Source organism: Seinonella peptonophila (assembly GCF_900129355.1).
Taxonomy (GTDB): Bacteria; Bacillota; Bacilli; order Thermoactinomycetales; family Thermoactinomycetaceae; genus Seinonella; species Seinonella peptonophila.
Map to the genome: position 1 here is coordinate 73,780 of NZ_FQVL01000009.1, position 15,361 is coordinate 89,140.

The following is a 15,361-nucleotide window of genomic DNA, read 5'->3' on the forward strand; positions in this document are numbered from 1 at the left end:
CTTTCAAATATAACTAAATTTATTGGCTTTTTGGTGGGAGGGTATCGTATGCAACTGCGTTCCTTTCAGTTGACTGATGTTCACGATGTGACTCAAATTTGGAAAAAAACGGCGACGCATCGGAAAGAGCAGGAAACACTACAAGTGCTATATCAACAATTGGCCTATGATCGTGACCTCGTAATAGTAGCTGAGGCACCGCATGGTGAAGTAGTAGGAGCGATTGTAGGAACCATGGATGGGAGTACAGGCTTTTTTTATTGTTTAGCAGTTCACCCAAATTATCAAAACCAGCAAGTCGGAACAATGCTAGTAAATGCCCTAGAAGAGAGGTTCCGGAGAAAAGGTGTGAAGCGAATCTGGATTACAGTAGATCAAGGGACGGAAAAGTTACTTTCGTTCTATTGTCATCTAGGGTTTGTCAACAGTTGCTCAACCCGCTTAGAAAAAGAGTTATTTGATCAAAATATTGCCGTGATGGGGTAAATGAAACAAAGAAGGTCCCTTAGAGTAAAGACTCCTCTAGGGGATTTTTTAATTTTAAAGAGGTTATTTTCAAAAAATATATAATATATAAAACAATGTCGAAACTTGAAAGGTGGAACGATCATGAGCTCCAAAAAACCATGGTTTGAAGAGAAGGTTCGGACCATCGATTCTAATCTGCGTTACCATCTGCAAACAATGCGATCACAAGTAAATCAAACAGCAACAACGATGTTACCTGTTATTGTACAGTTGAAACCAGAGACAAAGGAAAAGCAGAAAGAAGAAATCTTCGACATATTTTCCAAGTATTCAGCTGCGGATACATCATATTCACTCGGTGAGTTACCACTTTTTTGTAGTCTGTACGGTAAACTAAATCCTCAAGCGATTCGAACACTTACAGAACACCAAAATGTGGTACGTATCTTTTATGATCGCAAAGTCCAAGCATTTCTTGATATTGCATCAAAAAGTACCGGCGCACGTGATATTCAATTAGAGGATGGTTTTACAGGTAAAGGCATTACAATTGCGGTCTTAGATACTGGCATTTATCCACATCCTGACTTACTTCAACCAACAAATCGAATCAAGGGTTTTGTTGACTTTGTAAACCAAAAAACAGACCCTTACGATGATCAAGGTCATGGAACACATTGTGCTGGAGATGCTGCTGGTAATGGATATAAATCTGAAGGTCTTTATGCTGGAGCAGCACCTGAAGCAAATTTAGTTGGAGTCAAAGTGCTCGATGAGCACGGTGCAGGAAGACTTTCCACTGTTATTCGCGGTGTAGAATGGTGTATCGAAAACAAGGAACGCTATCAAATTCGTGTGATCTCTCTATCCCTAGGTTCCACTGCTCTCGAATCATATCGAGATGATCCAATGGCTCAAGCAGTGGAAAAAGCATGGCACCATGGAATCGTTGTCTGTGCTGCTGCTGGTAATGAAGGTCCTAGTACGGGAACAATCAGCACACCAGGTAATGATCCATTGATCATAACAGTTGGCGCTGCCGATGATCGCAATACCCTAGATCGTGATGATGATATCAGGGCACCATTTTCAAGTCTTGGCCCTACTCCAGATGGACTTGTCAAACCCGATATCTATGCCCCAGGTGCTGATATCATTTCATTGAGCGCTCCTGATTCTCAATTAGAAATGCAACTACCCGAAAGCCGTGTGAGTGAACACTATATTCGTCTTTCTGGAACATCGATGGCAACACCTTTTTGTGCTGGTGTGGCAGCTACTCTATTAGAAGCAAACCCTTTCCTAAGCCCAAATGATATTAAGAGTATTTTGATGAGTACATCATCAATCTTAGAGGGGGAGCAAGCAGGTTATATCGATGTCAAACAGTCATTGCAAATTGCGAAGCAATATCTTGAATTTCAAAAGGCGCAACAAAAGGTTCATCCTTGACAAAGGAAGGAACTCTTGTTCATAATAAATAGAAATACATGCATCAAAACGCGGTGATAGGATTAGTAGAATCGAATTATACACCAGAGAATGGAGCCCTTGGCTGAAAGACTCCATATCAATCGGTTTGAACCCATCCTTTGAGCGGCTGATGATGAATCGGATCGGTGTTGCTTTCCGTTATCGAAGCATGAAAGATGAGTGCTGCTTGATCAGCAGCGCTAAAAAAGGTGGTACCGCGGAAGACCTGCTTTCGTCCTTGTGATGAGCAGGTTTTTTGTATGTAGGTGACATGGATCAAGATGGAGGGAATCCGTTATATGTTGCAAGAAAAGAGAATTGGCTTTATTGGAGCCGGCGCAATGTCAGAGGCAATTATCGCTGGGTTATTACAAACGAAACAGGTAGAACCCAAACAGATTTTTTTAACGAATCGTTCAGATGAGCAACGTTTACAAGATTTAATTAACCAGTATGGGCTATCTGCTAAAGCAACTGAAATAAAACAAATCGCAAGCGCGGATATTGTAGTTTTAGCTACAAAACCCAAAGATGTGCCAGAAGCGATGCGATATTGGAGCAAGAAGTTGTGTTCTGGTCAATTATTAATCTCAATCGCTGCTGGGATTGAGATTGCTTATCTAGAAAGTTTTTTAAGCACTGAGGTAGCGATCGTTCGTGCTATGCCAAATACATCAAGCGCTGTTGGTTACTCTGCTACTGCAATGTGTCATGGGCGTTTTGCAAGTAAGCAGGATGTTGAATGTGCATTACAAATTTTCCGCTCTATTGGAGCCGTATGGACAGTTGACGAATCTTTAATGGATGCTGTGACAGGGCTTTCAGGAAGTGGACCTGCTTATATTTATTATGTGGTAGAAGCATTAGAAGCAGCAGGAATTCAGGCGGGGCTTGAAAAACAAGTAGCAAGGGAGTTAACTTTGCAGACATTTTTTGGAGCGGCTCAGATGTTGATGCAGTCTGGAAAAGAAGCAAGCCAACTTCGTCAAGAAGTAACATCACCAAATGGAACAACAATGGCTGGGCTTGCAGAATTAAATAGGCATGAAACGCAAAAGGTTTTTCAGCAAGCTGTCCTAAAAGCAACGGAACGCTCAGCTGAAATGGGTAAAGAACTAAATAAGGTTGGAACTTAAATGAGATAGTATTATTTGGATAGAAGAAGGAGAAATCGTGGAGTCAATATTTCACAGCGGGCGGAAAAATGCTCCTTAGCCCGCATTTTACTAGATGCGGTGTCTTGAAGACATCAACGCATCCTGAAATGGAGGCGAGCGTGAAATATTGACGGAACCTTTATTTTTGTCCACAAGCTGAAACGAGAATCACAAAACGATTCTCGTTTTTTTAGTCCTAGGATAATTATTGTTACTTTTGTAACTTCAAAGAACAAATAAACGTTTTTATTGATTATTGTTTATGTTAACATTTAATTGTAGAATAGTATTTTGTTTTTGGAATATTCTAGAAAAAGGAGGGGGAAAGTGAGTGAAACGTTTCGTATTAAAATTTGCTCTTATATTAACTAGTTTGCTATTGATTATCACAGGATGTGAGTCAAAAACTCAATCAAAAACTTCGATCCCTTCACAAGCAGGGAAACCAATCTCCTCGGTTTCAACAGGTAGTTATGGAGAATGGGAAAAGAAATTTTTACGTAACCCAGGGGTGCTGAGTGGAACAAAATTTGATGAGAAAAAAGTAAAAGAACTGGCTCAACAGGCTCCTAGCAATGGTGATGCTGCAAAATATGTTGATTTTATTATGTCTCTCGTAGCAGAAGATTATCGTCCGATCATTCAAAAGTTTAATCAATTAGGGACAAATATCAATGTAAATCAAGATGGACAGCCGGGAAAATTAACCCTACCCGAAAATAAAAAGGTTCATGTCTCTATTTTGCTGGATGCCAGTGGAAGTATGAACAAAAAAATCGGTGGAAAGACAAAGATGGGTATTGCAAAAGGCGCTGTCAAAAAGTTTGCCGCATCACTGCCGACAAATGCAGAAATATCATTGCGAGTCTATGGACATAAAGGAAGCGAAAATGGGGCCAGTAAAGAGGAGTCCTGTAATAGTACAGAGGAAATCTACAAGTCTACAGGTTACAACGAATCAGAATTTGCAGCCGCGTTAGATAAAATGAATCCTGCAGGTTGGACTCCGATTGGAAAAGCTTTAGAGTCTGTTAGTCAGGATATAAAAGCAGATACTACCGATTCGTATGTCTATGTTGTAAGCGATGGTGAAGAAACATGTGGCGGAGATCCTGTTGGCGCAGCAAAGAAGCTAAAAGAATCAAGTATCAAAACAGTGGTGAATATTATTGGGTTTGATGTAGAAGATAAAGGTCAAAAATCACTGCAAGATGTGGCATATGCCGGTGGTGGTCAATTTATTGCAGTGAATGATGAAACAGCATTAAACAAGTACATTGATGAGCAATATCAAAAATTGCGTGATGAATGGCGATCATGGATTGGTAAAGGGAAAGGACAAGCCGAAGAACAATCTGATCAGATTCATGGTCAAGCAAGACAAATGGAACAGGAGATGGACGAGCTAAGAAAAACAGAGTTTAAACATGTGAAACAAGTGATGGCAGGTCTAAAAGGACATGTGGATCAGAGTGTCTTAAAAACTGCTTTTGAGGCGTTAAATGAGCGGCGTAATGAGATTGGAAAATATGCAAATCAACGATCACAGGATAAGTACAGTGAATCGTGGAAAAACAAAGTAAAAGAAAAAGGCGATATTACCGATCAGGGAAACAAAAATATCCAAGATATGGATAAAAAATAAATTTGATCATTGCTCAAAACATCATTTTGAATACCAAAAAATGCAAATAATTATAAAATCCAAAGAATAATCGCATCTGGAATGTTGTTTAGGAATAATTAAACGAACATTTTGTCGAAAAATCTTTGACAGAAGGTTTGTTTTTGTGAATATATCGGGTAATATTTAAACTAATAAGATAATTGCGTTTTGGTAGAAATAGAATCTATATCTTATTTCCAATGTTTCCTGTTGTTTGTTTAACAAAAAAGATGAAGTCATTTTCAGATTTATGCATAAGAGTTAGGTTTTGTGCAGAAAATAATTCTGAGTTTTTGAGTTTTATATTTTGGCTCATTTGGCAATAAAGAAAAATGAAGTGAGAGTTGGTGATAAACAGGCAACAAAGTAGAGACCAAACTCACCATTCTTCTTCAATCCAGAGTAAGGAGGCCAGAGTTCGTTTCAAATAGATATGATTGAGGGAACTACAGTCAATCATTTATCTCAGCGAAATGGGTTCTGGGAGGATTAGGTGGATAGAATGGCATGGTTGTTAAATTTCTGTCGTCGGTACCTGTCGAAATGGGTGTTCATCTTCTTAATCCCGATCGGGCTTGCTGTGCTGATTAATCACTATGGTGTAGCGATTTCAGTAGTAAATGGAACATCGATGCAACCTACATTACAACATGGGGATCGCTTACTGATTAACAAGCTTAGTTTTTTGGTTGCAAGACCGGATCGTGGTGATGTAGTTACATTTCGGGACCCACATGTTGCAACGCGCTACTTGGTAAAAAGGGTGATTGGTTTACCTGGAGATGTAATTGCAATACGCAGGGGTGTTCTATACTGTAATGGCACTACTGTACCTGAAAAGTATATTGATACCCCAATAGAAGATGGAAATTTTGGTCCGATTGTCGTCAAACAAGGAACATTGTTTGTCATGGGGGATAACAGACACCGTTTTGCTAGTCGGGATAGTCGTTATCAAAGTGTCGGATTAGTACCAATCGAATTGGTGAACGGAAAAGTGGAGTTTATTTTGTGGCGACCCTCTCTCATGGCGCATTTATAATCGTGAGAGAACTATTATAAAATTGTATAAAAGTCGAAGTTTGTTCACAAAATTAAAATTTACATCTGTAAAAATATCGCATAATAGGAGGTAGATTCCGTTTTTCCCTCTATCCTCTTCCGATTCGGTAATTACCATCACAATATTTGCAATCAAACATATGCATTTTGTAGAAACCAAGTGTTATTCCTCATCTTAGTCATACTTCTTAGGTCGAAAATGCATGAGAAATGCATAGGAAATCGATTTCCTACTTTTCATCCATGATGAAATGGTGCAATATTCTCAAACGCTTGGACGACTCTTATGCATACACTACTTTTCACATTAGGAGGATTTTTTCATGGACTTACTTAACAAAACACGCCGGATTTCAAGAATTTTACAGAAAAATGTTGGACATCACTTGGTAGATTTTGACGAAGTAGCACAAGCAATGAGCGATGTTATAGCATCTAACGTCTACGTGATTAATCCCGAGGGGAAGGTATTGGGTGCTGCCGTTTACCATGAGTCAGTAAGAGACCCAATTCAGCAGCATCTATCTGAACGTACTGTTCCAGCAGACTTCACTCGTTCCTTAATGGAAGTTGATAAGTCGATGCCGAATGTGGGAACAGATGCGATTAGCCTTTCATATGCGCCTGAGTTAAAGGATATGTTCCCAGAAGGTTATACAACAATTATTCCGATTATTGGTGGTGGCGACCATCTCGGAACTCTTGTGCTCTCTCGTCTAAATGAGCAGTTTGTTGATGAGGATTTGGTATTGGGTGAGTATGGGGCAACAGTTGTTGGTATGGAGATTCTTCGTGGTCGCGCTGGACAAGTGGAAGAAGAGGCTAGAAGCCGGGCTGTTGTACAGTTGGCAATTAATTCTCTTTCTTTCAGTGAGTTAGAAGCGGCTGAACATATTTTCAATGAACTGGATGGATTAGAAGGTTTGTTGGTAGCAAGTAAGATTGCTGACCGTGTAGGAATTACTCGTTCAGTAATCGTCAATGCACTTCGCAAGCTAGAGAGTGCGGGTGTAGTCGAGTCTCGTTCGCTTGGTATGAAAGGGACTTACATCAAGATCCTCAACCCAAAATTGTTGCCAGCTCTTGAAAAAGCACGGAGCTAGTATATAAAAAAGGGAGCCTTTCTCAGGATGAGGGGGTCCTTTTTTTTTTGATATAATAGAGAAAAAGATAAAGGATGGAGAGGATGGGTACAAGTTTTCAAAGATATATGCGGTTTGTAAAACCGTATCGAGGACGATTAATCCTTACGGTATTCATTGGGATGCTTCGTTTTGGGATTCCGTTGTTGTTGCCTTTAATTTTAAAATATATAGTTGATGACATCTTGATGGTTTCTTTGCCACTCGAAACGAAATTATATCGCTTAGGACTGATTGTAGGAGTCACACTGCTCATCTTTACAGTCGTGAGAATTCCAGTTGAGTACTATCGGCAGTATTTTGCCCAATGGATTGCTTACCATGCTTTATATGATATACGGAATCGGTTATTTGAGCATATGCAAAAGTTATCCTTACGCTATTATGAAAATAACCGAGTAGGTCAAATTGTCTCTCGTGTCATTAATGATGTGGAACAAACAAAGGATTTTATTATTGTTGGTTTAATGAATATTTGGCTCGACACAGCAATGTTAATTATTGCCATCTGTATTATGTGTTGGATGCATCCGATGATGACGGTTGTATCGCTTTCGATATTTCCTTTGTACATCATTTGTATGAAATATTTTTATAAAAACATGAAACATTTTACAAAGGAACGATCACAAGCTCTTGGAGATTTACAAGGGCATTTACATGAAAGAACACAAGGAATGCCAGTTATTCGAGCATTTCATCTTGAGAAAGCAGAGCAAGAGCAATTCGAAAAAAGAAATCAACATTTTTTAAGTCGTGCAGTTATACAAAGTCGGTGGGTTGCAAAAACTTTTACTTCATTTGCCACAATTACCGATTTAGCCCCTTTGATTGCAGTCACGTTTGCTGCATATCTCGTGATTAAAGGGCAGATGACATTGGGCGAAATGACTGCATTTTACGGTTATATGTCGATTGTTTATGCACCGATTCGGCGTTTAGTAAATGCTTCAACCTCATTAACACAGGCACATGCTTCAATGGATCGGGTTTTTGAGTTTTTAGATGAAACTTATGATATTATGAATAAACCTGATGCAGAGATAGTAGATGATGTAGTAGGTCAAGTAGAATTTCATCATGTCTGGTTCAATTACCATGAGGGACAGAAACCCGTTTTACGGGATATTCATTTTACTGTTGAACCTGGACAAACAGTAGCGATTGTGGGACCTAGTGGTGGTGGGAAGTCAACGTTGATTTCATTATTACCCCGGTTCTACGATGTGACAAAAGGTGAAATTCGAATCGATGGCAGAAGTATTACATCATTTACCTTAGGGAGCTTACGACAAAAGATGGGTTTTGTCTTACAAGAACAATTGCTGTTTAGTGGAACTGTAGAAGAAAATCTGCGAATGGGTAAATTAGATGCAACATTAGATGAGATTGTCGAAGCTGCAAAATTAGCCAATGCTCATTCCTTCATCACAGAGTTACCAGATGGTTATCAGACGGAGATCGGTGAACGTGGGATTAAGTTATCAGGTGGACAGAAACAGCGTTTATCTCTAGCTCGGGTTTTTCTTAAAAATCCATCTATTTTGATTTTGGATGAAGCAACCTCTCATCTTGATCTAAAATCCGAACAGTTGGTTCAGGAATCAATCGAGAGATTAAAGAAAGGGCGTACCACAATTGTGATCGCCCATCGCCTTTCCACGATCACGCATGCTGATCAAATATACTATGTGGAACGTGGAGAGTTGAAAGAACATGGAACTCACCAAGAGCTAATGAAAAAGAATGGAATGTATGCGCAACTATATCGGGTGCAAAATCTCACCATTTCATCAGAAGTTCACCAAGGATGATTTTCTACAAGATGATTGAAAACGAACAGCTCCTTAATTGGTGAAAAATTGCTTATGGAGGGAAAGATGGAGCGTAAAACATTCCGAATTCAATTCGAGTGGGATATTCTTGACATGCGCAGTGAGGTGCGCGAATTTGCCAAGAAAATCGGATTTAATGAGTTAGACCAATCACGCATTGTCCAATCTGTATCATAGTTGGCTGGGAATATTGTCCAACATGCTGAGAAAGGTTCGATCACGATTGATCAGTTAGAGAAAGACACACGAAAAGGTCTTCGACTCATTGTACAAGACTCTGGCCCAGGCATTTCAAATGTTGAGGAGATATTAAAGCAAGTTCGTGAAGCAGCAAAAACGGATCAAGAAAAAAGAGGGCTGCAACGCGTAGCTACTTTAATGGATGAGTTTGATATTAAATCAGAAGGCACAGGCACTTGGATTGAAGTTGTCAAATGGATGAAGAAAAGCGAAATTGTCAATTGATCAAAAAGTGATATGACTTGTCTATCATTCATATATACCTTACATTTCATAAACTAAACATAAAATGTAAGGTATTTTTTTTGCTCATGAAATGTTCACAACTTAAAGTGAGATTTATGAAAAGCTCCTATAGACTGAGGATCAAAAGGGACATAATTATGAACCTTTTATAAGGAAACTTGCAAATACATTTCATGATCATCTAAAATGAGGGATGACTTGAGCATGTGGGCTATTTTTTTGTGAACATGCAGTTTTAGTGTATGGCATCGCAACATAAATTGATTGTCAACGAAAGGAGGGCTGTAAGTGGAGCGTTCAATATCAGAACATACGGCGAATCAAGTAATAGCAGATTCATTTATCGATAGGCAGAAAGCAACTTGGAAGGATTATCTTGAAGTAACAAAGCCGGGGATCAACATACATAATCTTTTAGTAACGTTTGCTGGATTCTGGCTAGCTGCAGGATTTGATACTTTCCAACACTTGTCTTTGCTTGTTTACACACTGCTTGGAACAACGCTTGTGATTGCAGGAAGTTGTTCATTAAACAACTTTTATGACCGGGATATTGATCCATATATGACAAGGACCCGTAATCGCGCTGTTGCAGAGGGGCGTATGAAACCAATAGCTGCTCTTTGGTTTGGGCTTATCCTATCTATAGTTGGTCTATCTATACTTGCTGTCGGAGTTAATTATCTTGCTGCCTTTTTTGCTTTTATTGGCTTTTTTGTCTATGTAGTTATATATACAATGTGGCTCAAACGATCAAGCACTTTAAATACAGTTGTTGGAGGAATCTCTGGCGCAGTACCCCCTTTGATCGGTTGGGTGGCTTATACCAACTCAGTTGATTTATCCGCCTGGGCACTTTTTATGGTTTTGTTTTTATGGCAACCCCCTCATTTTTTTGCTCTTGCAATGCGAAAAGTTCAAGAATACCGACAAGTGGGTGTGCCCATGTTGCCTGTTGTGAAAGGATTTGCAGCTACTAAAAGACAATCATTAGTGTATACCATTCTTTTGTTACCGGCTTCTTTAACATTATTTTTTACTGGGGTAACAAGTTGGTTATACTTAGTAACTGCTCTCGTATTAGGCATTATTTACATTTTTCACGCAGTGAAAGGGTTTAAAGCAGAAGATGATGACGCTTGGGCGAAACGTATGTTTTTATATTCACTCCTATATTTGACGGTTCTCTTTTTTGTGATGATCATGGATGTCACGATTATAGAAATCGTCGAGAGAGTATAATAGCAAACATGAGCGTTAATACTGGAAGTTATTTGATAACGGAATAATCTTAGCTTGATATGAGAAAGAGAGGTTGGGCTACGGTGAGTCAACAACGTACATGGCGGCTCTTATTCATTTTTGCAACGGTCATTTTAGCTCTTGCCGGATGTAGTGGGGACCCAAGATTAAATGTATTAACACCTAAAGGTACAGCGGGCGAGATTCAACTTGACCTCATTAAATGGAGCCTTATCTTAATGGTCGTTGTCTTTGCAATTGTATTAGCGATCTATGTCTACGTTTTAATTCGTTTTCGCAAACGCAAAGGGATCGATCGCATGCCTAAGCAAGTACATGGAAGTACTTTTTTGGAGATACTTTGGACTGTCGTTCCGATCATTTGTTTAGTCGTTCTAGCGTTTCCAACTGTTCGATATACTTTTGACCTTGCAGATAAGCCAAAAGGCGATGCACTAGAAGTAAAGGTGACAGGTTATCAATATTGGTGGGAATTTGAATATCCACAATTGGGCATTAAAACTGCACAAGAGTTAGTGATTCCTACAGGACGGAAAGTTCATTTTGAAATCAAAGGGAAAGATGTTTTACATTCATTCTGGGTTCCAGCTCTTGGTGGTAAGACTGACGTTGTTCCAGGTCGTGTGAATTACATGTGGTTGGACGCTAAAAAACCAGGACTTTATCAAGGGAAATGCGCGGAGTTATGCGGTGCAGGACATGCACTGATGGACTTTAAAGTGTACGCAAAGAACCCATCCGATTTCAATCAATGGGTAACAGCTATGAAACAACCCGCAACCAAAACAGTTACAAAAGATTTAGCCGAGGGCGAAAAGCTCTTCCGTCAAAACTGTATGGGCTGTCATGCAGGGGTCAACCCAAGTATTAAAGGCCCAGAGTTAACACATTTTGGTTTGCGCGATACAATTGCTGGAACATTACCGAAAAATGAAGCCAATTTGAAAAAATGGTTAAAAGACCCTAGTGCGATCAAGCCGGGTACAAAGATGCCGAAAATTGATTATTTAAATGATCAAGAGATGAATGCATTAACTCAATACTTGATGACTCGAAAACCAGAGTCAACCAAAAAATAGCGAAGGAGGGACTCCATTGGCTACTCTTCTTGTCATCATAGTCTTTGCCCTGTTTTTAACCGCAATTTTAACAGGGGGCTACAATAAGAAATTTTTCGCTCGTGTAAAAGATACAAAAGTTTGGGACTGGATCACAACAGTTGACCATAAAAAGATCGGTATCCTCTACTTTATATCTGGGATCTTCTTTTTCCTAATCGGTGGGATTGAAGCAATTTTTATGAGATTGCAGCTAGCATTCCCGGATAGTAATTTATTTGTAGGCGATGTTTTTAACCAGCTTTTGACCATGCATGGAACGACGATGATTTTCCTTGCTGCGATGCCAATGATTTTTGGTTTAATGAATGCAGTGGTACCATTACAGATTGGTGCGCGTGATGTAGCATTTCCTTTTGTCAATGCACTTGGTTTTTGGCTCTTCTTCTTTGGGGGCTTGCTACTCAATTTAAGCTGGATCTTTGGTGGTGCGCCTGATGCTGGGTGGACATCCTATACATCATTAGCTTTGAATAATTATAGTCCAGGCCCTGGGGTAGACTATTATGTACTCGGTTTACAGATTGCAGGGATTGGTACATTAATTGGTGGTCTGAACTTTATTGCAACGATCATTAACATGCGCGCTCCCGGCATGTCTTTTCTTCGCTTACCTATGTTTACATGGACTGTATTTGTAACATCCGCTTTGATTTTGTTTGCTTTTCCACCATTAACCGTTGCTTTATTGCTCTTAATGTTTGATCGTATCTTTGGAGCCAATTTCTTCGATTATGCAATGGGTGGAAGTACAGTGATCTGGGAGCATTTATTCTGGATCTTTGGTCATCCAGAAGTCTATATTGTGATTCTGCCTGCATTTGGTGTGATGTCAGAAGTTATTTCAACTTTTTCAAGAAAGCGCTTGTTTGGTTATACCTCTATGGTATTTGCCACAGTCTTAATCGGTTTCCTCGGTTTTATGGTTTGGGTTCACCATATGTTTACAGTGGGCTTAGGGCCTGTATCTAACTCTGTCTTTGCAGTAGCGACGATGGCAATTGCTGTACCAACAGGGATTAAAGTCTTTAACTGGCTCTTTACCATGTGGGGTGGAGAAATTCGATTTACGACACCTATGCTATGGGCAGTTGGTTTTATTCCTACCTTTGTAATGGGTGGTATGACTGGTGTAATGTTGGCACTACCGCCAGCAGACTACCAATATCAAGATAGTTACTTTGTTGTTGCTCACTTCCATTATGTACTTGTTGGTGGAACGGTCTTTGGTCTCTTTGCAGGACTCTATTATTGGTGGCCGAAGATGTTTGGAAAAATGTTGAGTGAGCGATTAGGAAAATGGCATTTTTGGCTGTTTGCAATTGGTTTTCACCTTACATTCTTTCCCCAGCATTTCCTCGGATTGTTTGGAATGCCAAGAAGGGTCTTTACTTATCATTCCAATTTAGGTTTAGATACACTAAATCTCTTGTCTTCTATTGGCGTGATTGGTATGGCGTTAGGTACGATTATACTTGGAGTCGCGATCTATCGTTCGTTCCTTTCAAAAGAACAAGCACCAGCCGATCCTTGGGATGGTCGTACATTAGAATGGACAATTGCTTCACCACCACCGGAGTATAATTTTGCCCAAACTCCATTGATTCGCAGTTATGATGCATTTTGGGTAGCAAAAGAACAAAAAACGCAGATTGAACCAGCAGAGCCATTAGCACCCATTCATATGCCTTCTTCATCATATTTACCGATCATGATGTCTCTCGGTCTGTTTATTGCTGGATTTGGCTTTATTACACGTGGGATTGAGGTATCGATCTTAGGGGTTGCCATTACGTTATTAATGATGTTCCTCCGTTCCTTTGAGCAGGATCATGGATATCATATTGATCCTCGACCGATTAGAGAAGAAAAGGGGGCCAAGGTGTAATGTCAGCTCAAACGGAAACAACCACAAAGGATGCACCACTTCATTTAGAAACAGCTACTTTTGAAGGGAAGAATAAAGTTCTTGGATTTTGGCTCTTCCTTGGTGCTGAAACTGTACTCTTCGCTTGTCTGTTTGGAACCTATCTCGCATTACGACACCAAACATTACCTGGACAACCAACAGGTAAAGAGCTGTTTGATCTAAATCTTGTTGCATTGGCTACTGCATTTCTGTTGACGAGTAGTTTAACAAGTGTTTTGGCTATGCATTATATGAATCAACAGCGAAAAGGTCTTATGCAACTATGGCTTGGTATTACAGTATTGTTAGGTCTAGCTTTTCTGGTCCTTGAGATATATGAGTTTGTTCATTATGTTCATGAAGGACACACTTTTATGAGCAGTGCATTTGGTTCCTCGTTTTACGCATTAGTAGGAACACATGGTGCGCATGTTACCTTTGGAATTGTTTGGATCAGTACATTGATGTTGCAAGCAGCTAGACGTGGCATTACAAAAGAGACAGCACCCAAGCTCTTTGTCAGCAGTTTATATTGGCATTTTATTGACGTTGTTTGGGTCTTTATCTTCACCCTTGTCTATCTATTAGGGAAGGTGGGGTAAGTAAGATGGCAAATACTACTAAAAAGTCAGGCATTGGGAAGCATATTATCTCATTTGCCTTTATGATTGCTTTGACGATTGCCGCTTTTTATCTCGTGATTAATAATGTCGTCTCAAAAGGATGGATTTTACCGCTGATCTTGATTTTAGCGGTGATCCAAGTCATTTTGCAGCTCTTTACATTTATGCATCTTGATCAAAAAGGTTCCAATTACTATACTTTCTTCATGATTGTAGGAATCTTTGTTGCTGTCATATCAGCAATTGGGATTATTGTCATGTAAAGTTTGTAAGACTTCACAGCTAGCACTCATCATCGAGAGCTAGCTTTTTATTTGCGTCTAAATGATCAATGAATTTCCATTTGATTTTTCCGCCCAACTATACTATTTTTGAACGTGATTGCCTTTTCATCAAAAGCAAACTTAAAAATATTTTTTATCTCAGCAAGGATAGAGAGGATGAGCAAAATGGCATTCCTTCATTCGAAAACGTATATTTTAACAGCCTTTATCTATATAGTTGGCATTGTGGTAATTGGACTTGTCGGATGGTTTATTTGGAGGATTACCCAACAGGTCGTTGCGCGCCGTAAACAAATAAAACAGGAAAAAGCATATCAACAAATGGTTGAAATATCGCTTGCTGAACAGCGAAAGATGATTGAAGATCAAATCCGCATGACTGAGGAATTAGCCGATTTAACAAAGCGGATTGCTTCAATGGAAGAAATGATTCATGAAGATGAAGAGAAGCTAACAGAACAAGATTTAAAGTATCAGACGATGGAAAATATTACTAGTGAATCAGAAGAGAATGAGAAAACAGAACAACAAACTAGTGAATGGAAAGAAAATAAGATCAAACGAAAAGCTACAAATGAGACAGAAGATATAGATACAGAACAAGAAAAATCAAATGAAGATGAGGAGATAAAACAAACAGAATTTCATAGTATGAAAGAGAATGAGGATAAACCAAGGGAAGAAAACGCTCATAAACAGAGCCAAGAAAGTGATCATGTTGAAGTTGACGAAGATAAATAGCCAGTTAATTAAACTGATGGTAATGAAATAGTGAACGAATGGTATATATTGGTATGATGAGCGTATAAAGGTGACTCATACCATAAGGTAGGAGTGTGATGATCAATCGTTTACTTACGTTTTGTTGTACCATC

Annotated in this window: 15 protein-coding genes; all 15 read left to right on the top strand. The window is 39.3% G+C overall.

Annotated features, from left to right (window positions below):
- The first annotated feature begins 48 nt into the window (after positions 1-48).
- The 15 genes from BUB71_RS13860 to BUB71_RS13930 all read left to right on the top strand — a co-directional run bounded on the left by BUB71_RS13860 (position 49) and on the right by BUB71_RS13930 (position 15,227).
- A complete protein-coding gene (locus BUB71_RS13860) occupies positions 49-486 on the top strand; it encodes a GNAT family N-acetyltransferase (protein WP_073155697.1) in 438 nt (145 codons plus the stop codon).
- 123 nt (positions 487-609) lie between these two features.
- The gene (locus tag BUB71_RS13865; RefSeq protein WP_073155701.1) at positions 610-1,920 is read left to right on the top strand and encodes a S8 family peptidase; all 1,311 of its coding nucleotides are present in this window, start codon (positions 610-612) and stop codon (positions 1,918-1,920) included.
- A 302-nt stretch (positions 1,921-2,222) separates the two neighbouring features.
- Positions 2,223-3,077, top strand: coding sequence for a pyrroline-5-carboxylate reductase (gene proC / locus BUB71_RS13875; RefSeq protein WP_084731571.1), 855 nt, complete (start codon positions 2,223-2,225; stop codon positions 3,075-3,077).
- Positions 3,078-3,429: 352 nt separating this feature from the next.
- Positions 3,430-4,743 (top strand): vWA domain-containing protein, encoded by a 1,314-nt coding sequence (locus BUB71_RS13880; protein WP_073155708.1) that lies wholly within the window; start codon positions 3,430-3,432, stop codon positions 4,741-4,743.
- Positions 4,744-5,266: 523 nt separating this feature from the next.
- Positions 5,267-5,806, top strand: coding sequence for a signal peptidase I (gene lepB, locus BUB71_RS13885; protein WP_073155711.1), 540 nt, complete (start codon positions 5,267-5,269; stop codon positions 5,804-5,806).
- Between the two features lie 343 nt (positions 5,807-6,149).
- The gene (gene codY, locus BUB71_RS13890) at positions 6,150-6,929 is read left to right on the top strand and encodes a GTP-sensing pleiotropic transcriptional regulator CodY (RefSeq protein ID WP_073155714.1); all 780 of its coding nucleotides are present in this window, start codon (positions 6,150-6,152) and stop codon (positions 6,927-6,929) included.
- A gap of 83 nt (positions 6,930-7,012) precedes the next feature.
- Positions 7,013-8,782, top strand: a complete 1,770-nt coding sequence (locus BUB71_RS13895) for an ABC transporter ATP-binding protein (protein WP_073155718.1) — start codon at positions 7,013-7,015, stop codon at positions 8,780-8,782.
- Between the two features lie 66 nt (positions 8,783-8,848).
- A complete protein-coding gene (locus BUB71_RS20215) occupies positions 8,849-8,980 on the top strand; it encodes an ATP-binding protein (RefSeq protein ID WP_139279112.1) in 132 nt (43 codons plus the stop codon).
- The gene (locus BUB71_RS13900; protein ID WP_084731573.1) at positions 8,981-9,268 is read left to right on the top strand and encodes an ATP-binding protein; all 288 of its coding nucleotides are present in this window, start codon (positions 8,981-8,983) and stop codon (positions 9,266-9,268) included.
- 309 nt (positions 9,269-9,577) lie between these two features.
- Entirely contained in the window at positions 9,578-10,531 is a 954-nt protein-coding gene (gene cyoE, locus BUB71_RS13905; protein ID WP_245815637.1) for a heme o synthase, read from the top strand.
- A gap of 83 nt (positions 10,532-10,614) precedes the next feature.
- Positions 10,615-11,631, top strand: coding sequence for a cytochrome c oxidase subunit II (gene coxB / locus BUB71_RS13910; protein ID WP_245815638.1), 1,017 nt, complete (start codon positions 10,615-10,617; stop codon positions 11,629-11,631).
- Positions 11,632-11,695: 64 nt separating this feature from the next.
- Positions 11,696-13,558: a cytochrome c oxidase subunit I gene (gene ctaD, locus BUB71_RS13915; protein WP_073155805.1), complete on the top strand. Its 1,863-nt coding sequence runs from the start codon at positions 11,696-11,698 to the stop codon at positions 13,556-13,558.
- On the top strand, positions 13,558-14,181 hold the full coding sequence (locus BUB71_RS13920) for a cytochrome (ubi)quinol oxidase subunit III (protein WP_073155726.1): 624 nt from the start codon (positions 13,558-13,560) through the stop codon (positions 14,179-14,181). The genes ctaD and BUB71_RS13920 overlap by 1 nt, the downstream gene beginning before the upstream one ends.
- Positions 14,182-14,186: 5 nt before the next feature.
- Entirely contained in the window at positions 14,187-14,465 is a 279-nt protein-coding gene (locus tag BUB71_RS13925) for a cytochrome C oxidase subunit IV family protein (protein ID WP_073155729.1), read from the top strand.
- Positions 14,466-14,642: 177 nt separating this feature from the next.
- On the top strand, positions 14,643-15,227 hold the full coding sequence (locus BUB71_RS13930; protein WP_139279113.1) for a hypothetical protein: 585 nt from the start codon (positions 14,643-14,645) through the stop codon (positions 15,225-15,227).
- Positions 15,228-15,361: the final 134 nt, after the last annotated feature.

What these genes read in the sequence shown, in the direction of transcription:
- lepB (WP_073155711.1), top strand. Translation starts at nt 5,267, where the DNA reads ATGGCATGGTTGTTAAATTTCTGTCGTCGGTACCTGTCGAAATGGGTG.
- BUB71_RS13860 (WP_073155697.1), top strand. Translation starts at nt 49, where the DNA reads ATGCAACTGCGTTCCTTTCAGTTGACTGATGTTCACGATGTGACTCAA.
- codY (WP_073155714.1), top strand. Translation starts at nt 6,150, where the DNA reads ATGGACTTACTTAACAAAACACGCCGGATTTCAAGAATTTTACAGAAA.
- BUB71_RS20215 (WP_139279112.1), top strand. Translation starts at nt 8,849, where the DNA reads ATGGAGCGTAAAACATTCCGAATTCAATTCGAGTGGGATATTCTTGAC.
- proC (WP_084731571.1), top strand. Translation starts at nt 2,223, where the DNA reads ATGGAGGGAATCCGTTATATGTTGCAAGAAAAGAGAATTGGCTTTATT.
- BUB71_RS13895 (WP_073155718.1), top strand. Translation starts at nt 7,013, where the DNA reads ATGGGTACAAGTTTTCAAAGATATATGCGGTTTGTAAAACCGTATCGA.
- BUB71_RS13920 (WP_073155726.1), top strand. Translation starts at nt 13,558, where the DNA reads ATGTCAGCTCAAACGGAAACAACCACAAAGGATGCACCACTTCATTTA.
- BUB71_RS13930 (WP_139279113.1), top strand. Translation starts at nt 14,643, where the DNA reads ATGAGCAAAATGGCATTCCTTCATTCGAAAACGTATATTTTAACAGCC.
- BUB71_RS13925 (WP_073155729.1), top strand. Translation starts at nt 14,187, where the DNA reads ATGGCAAATACTACTAAAAAGTCAGGCATTGGGAAGCATATTATCTCA.
- BUB71_RS13865 (WP_073155701.1), top strand. Translation starts at nt 610, where the DNA reads ATGAGCTCCAAAAAACCATGGTTTGAAGAGAAGGTTCGGACCATCGAT.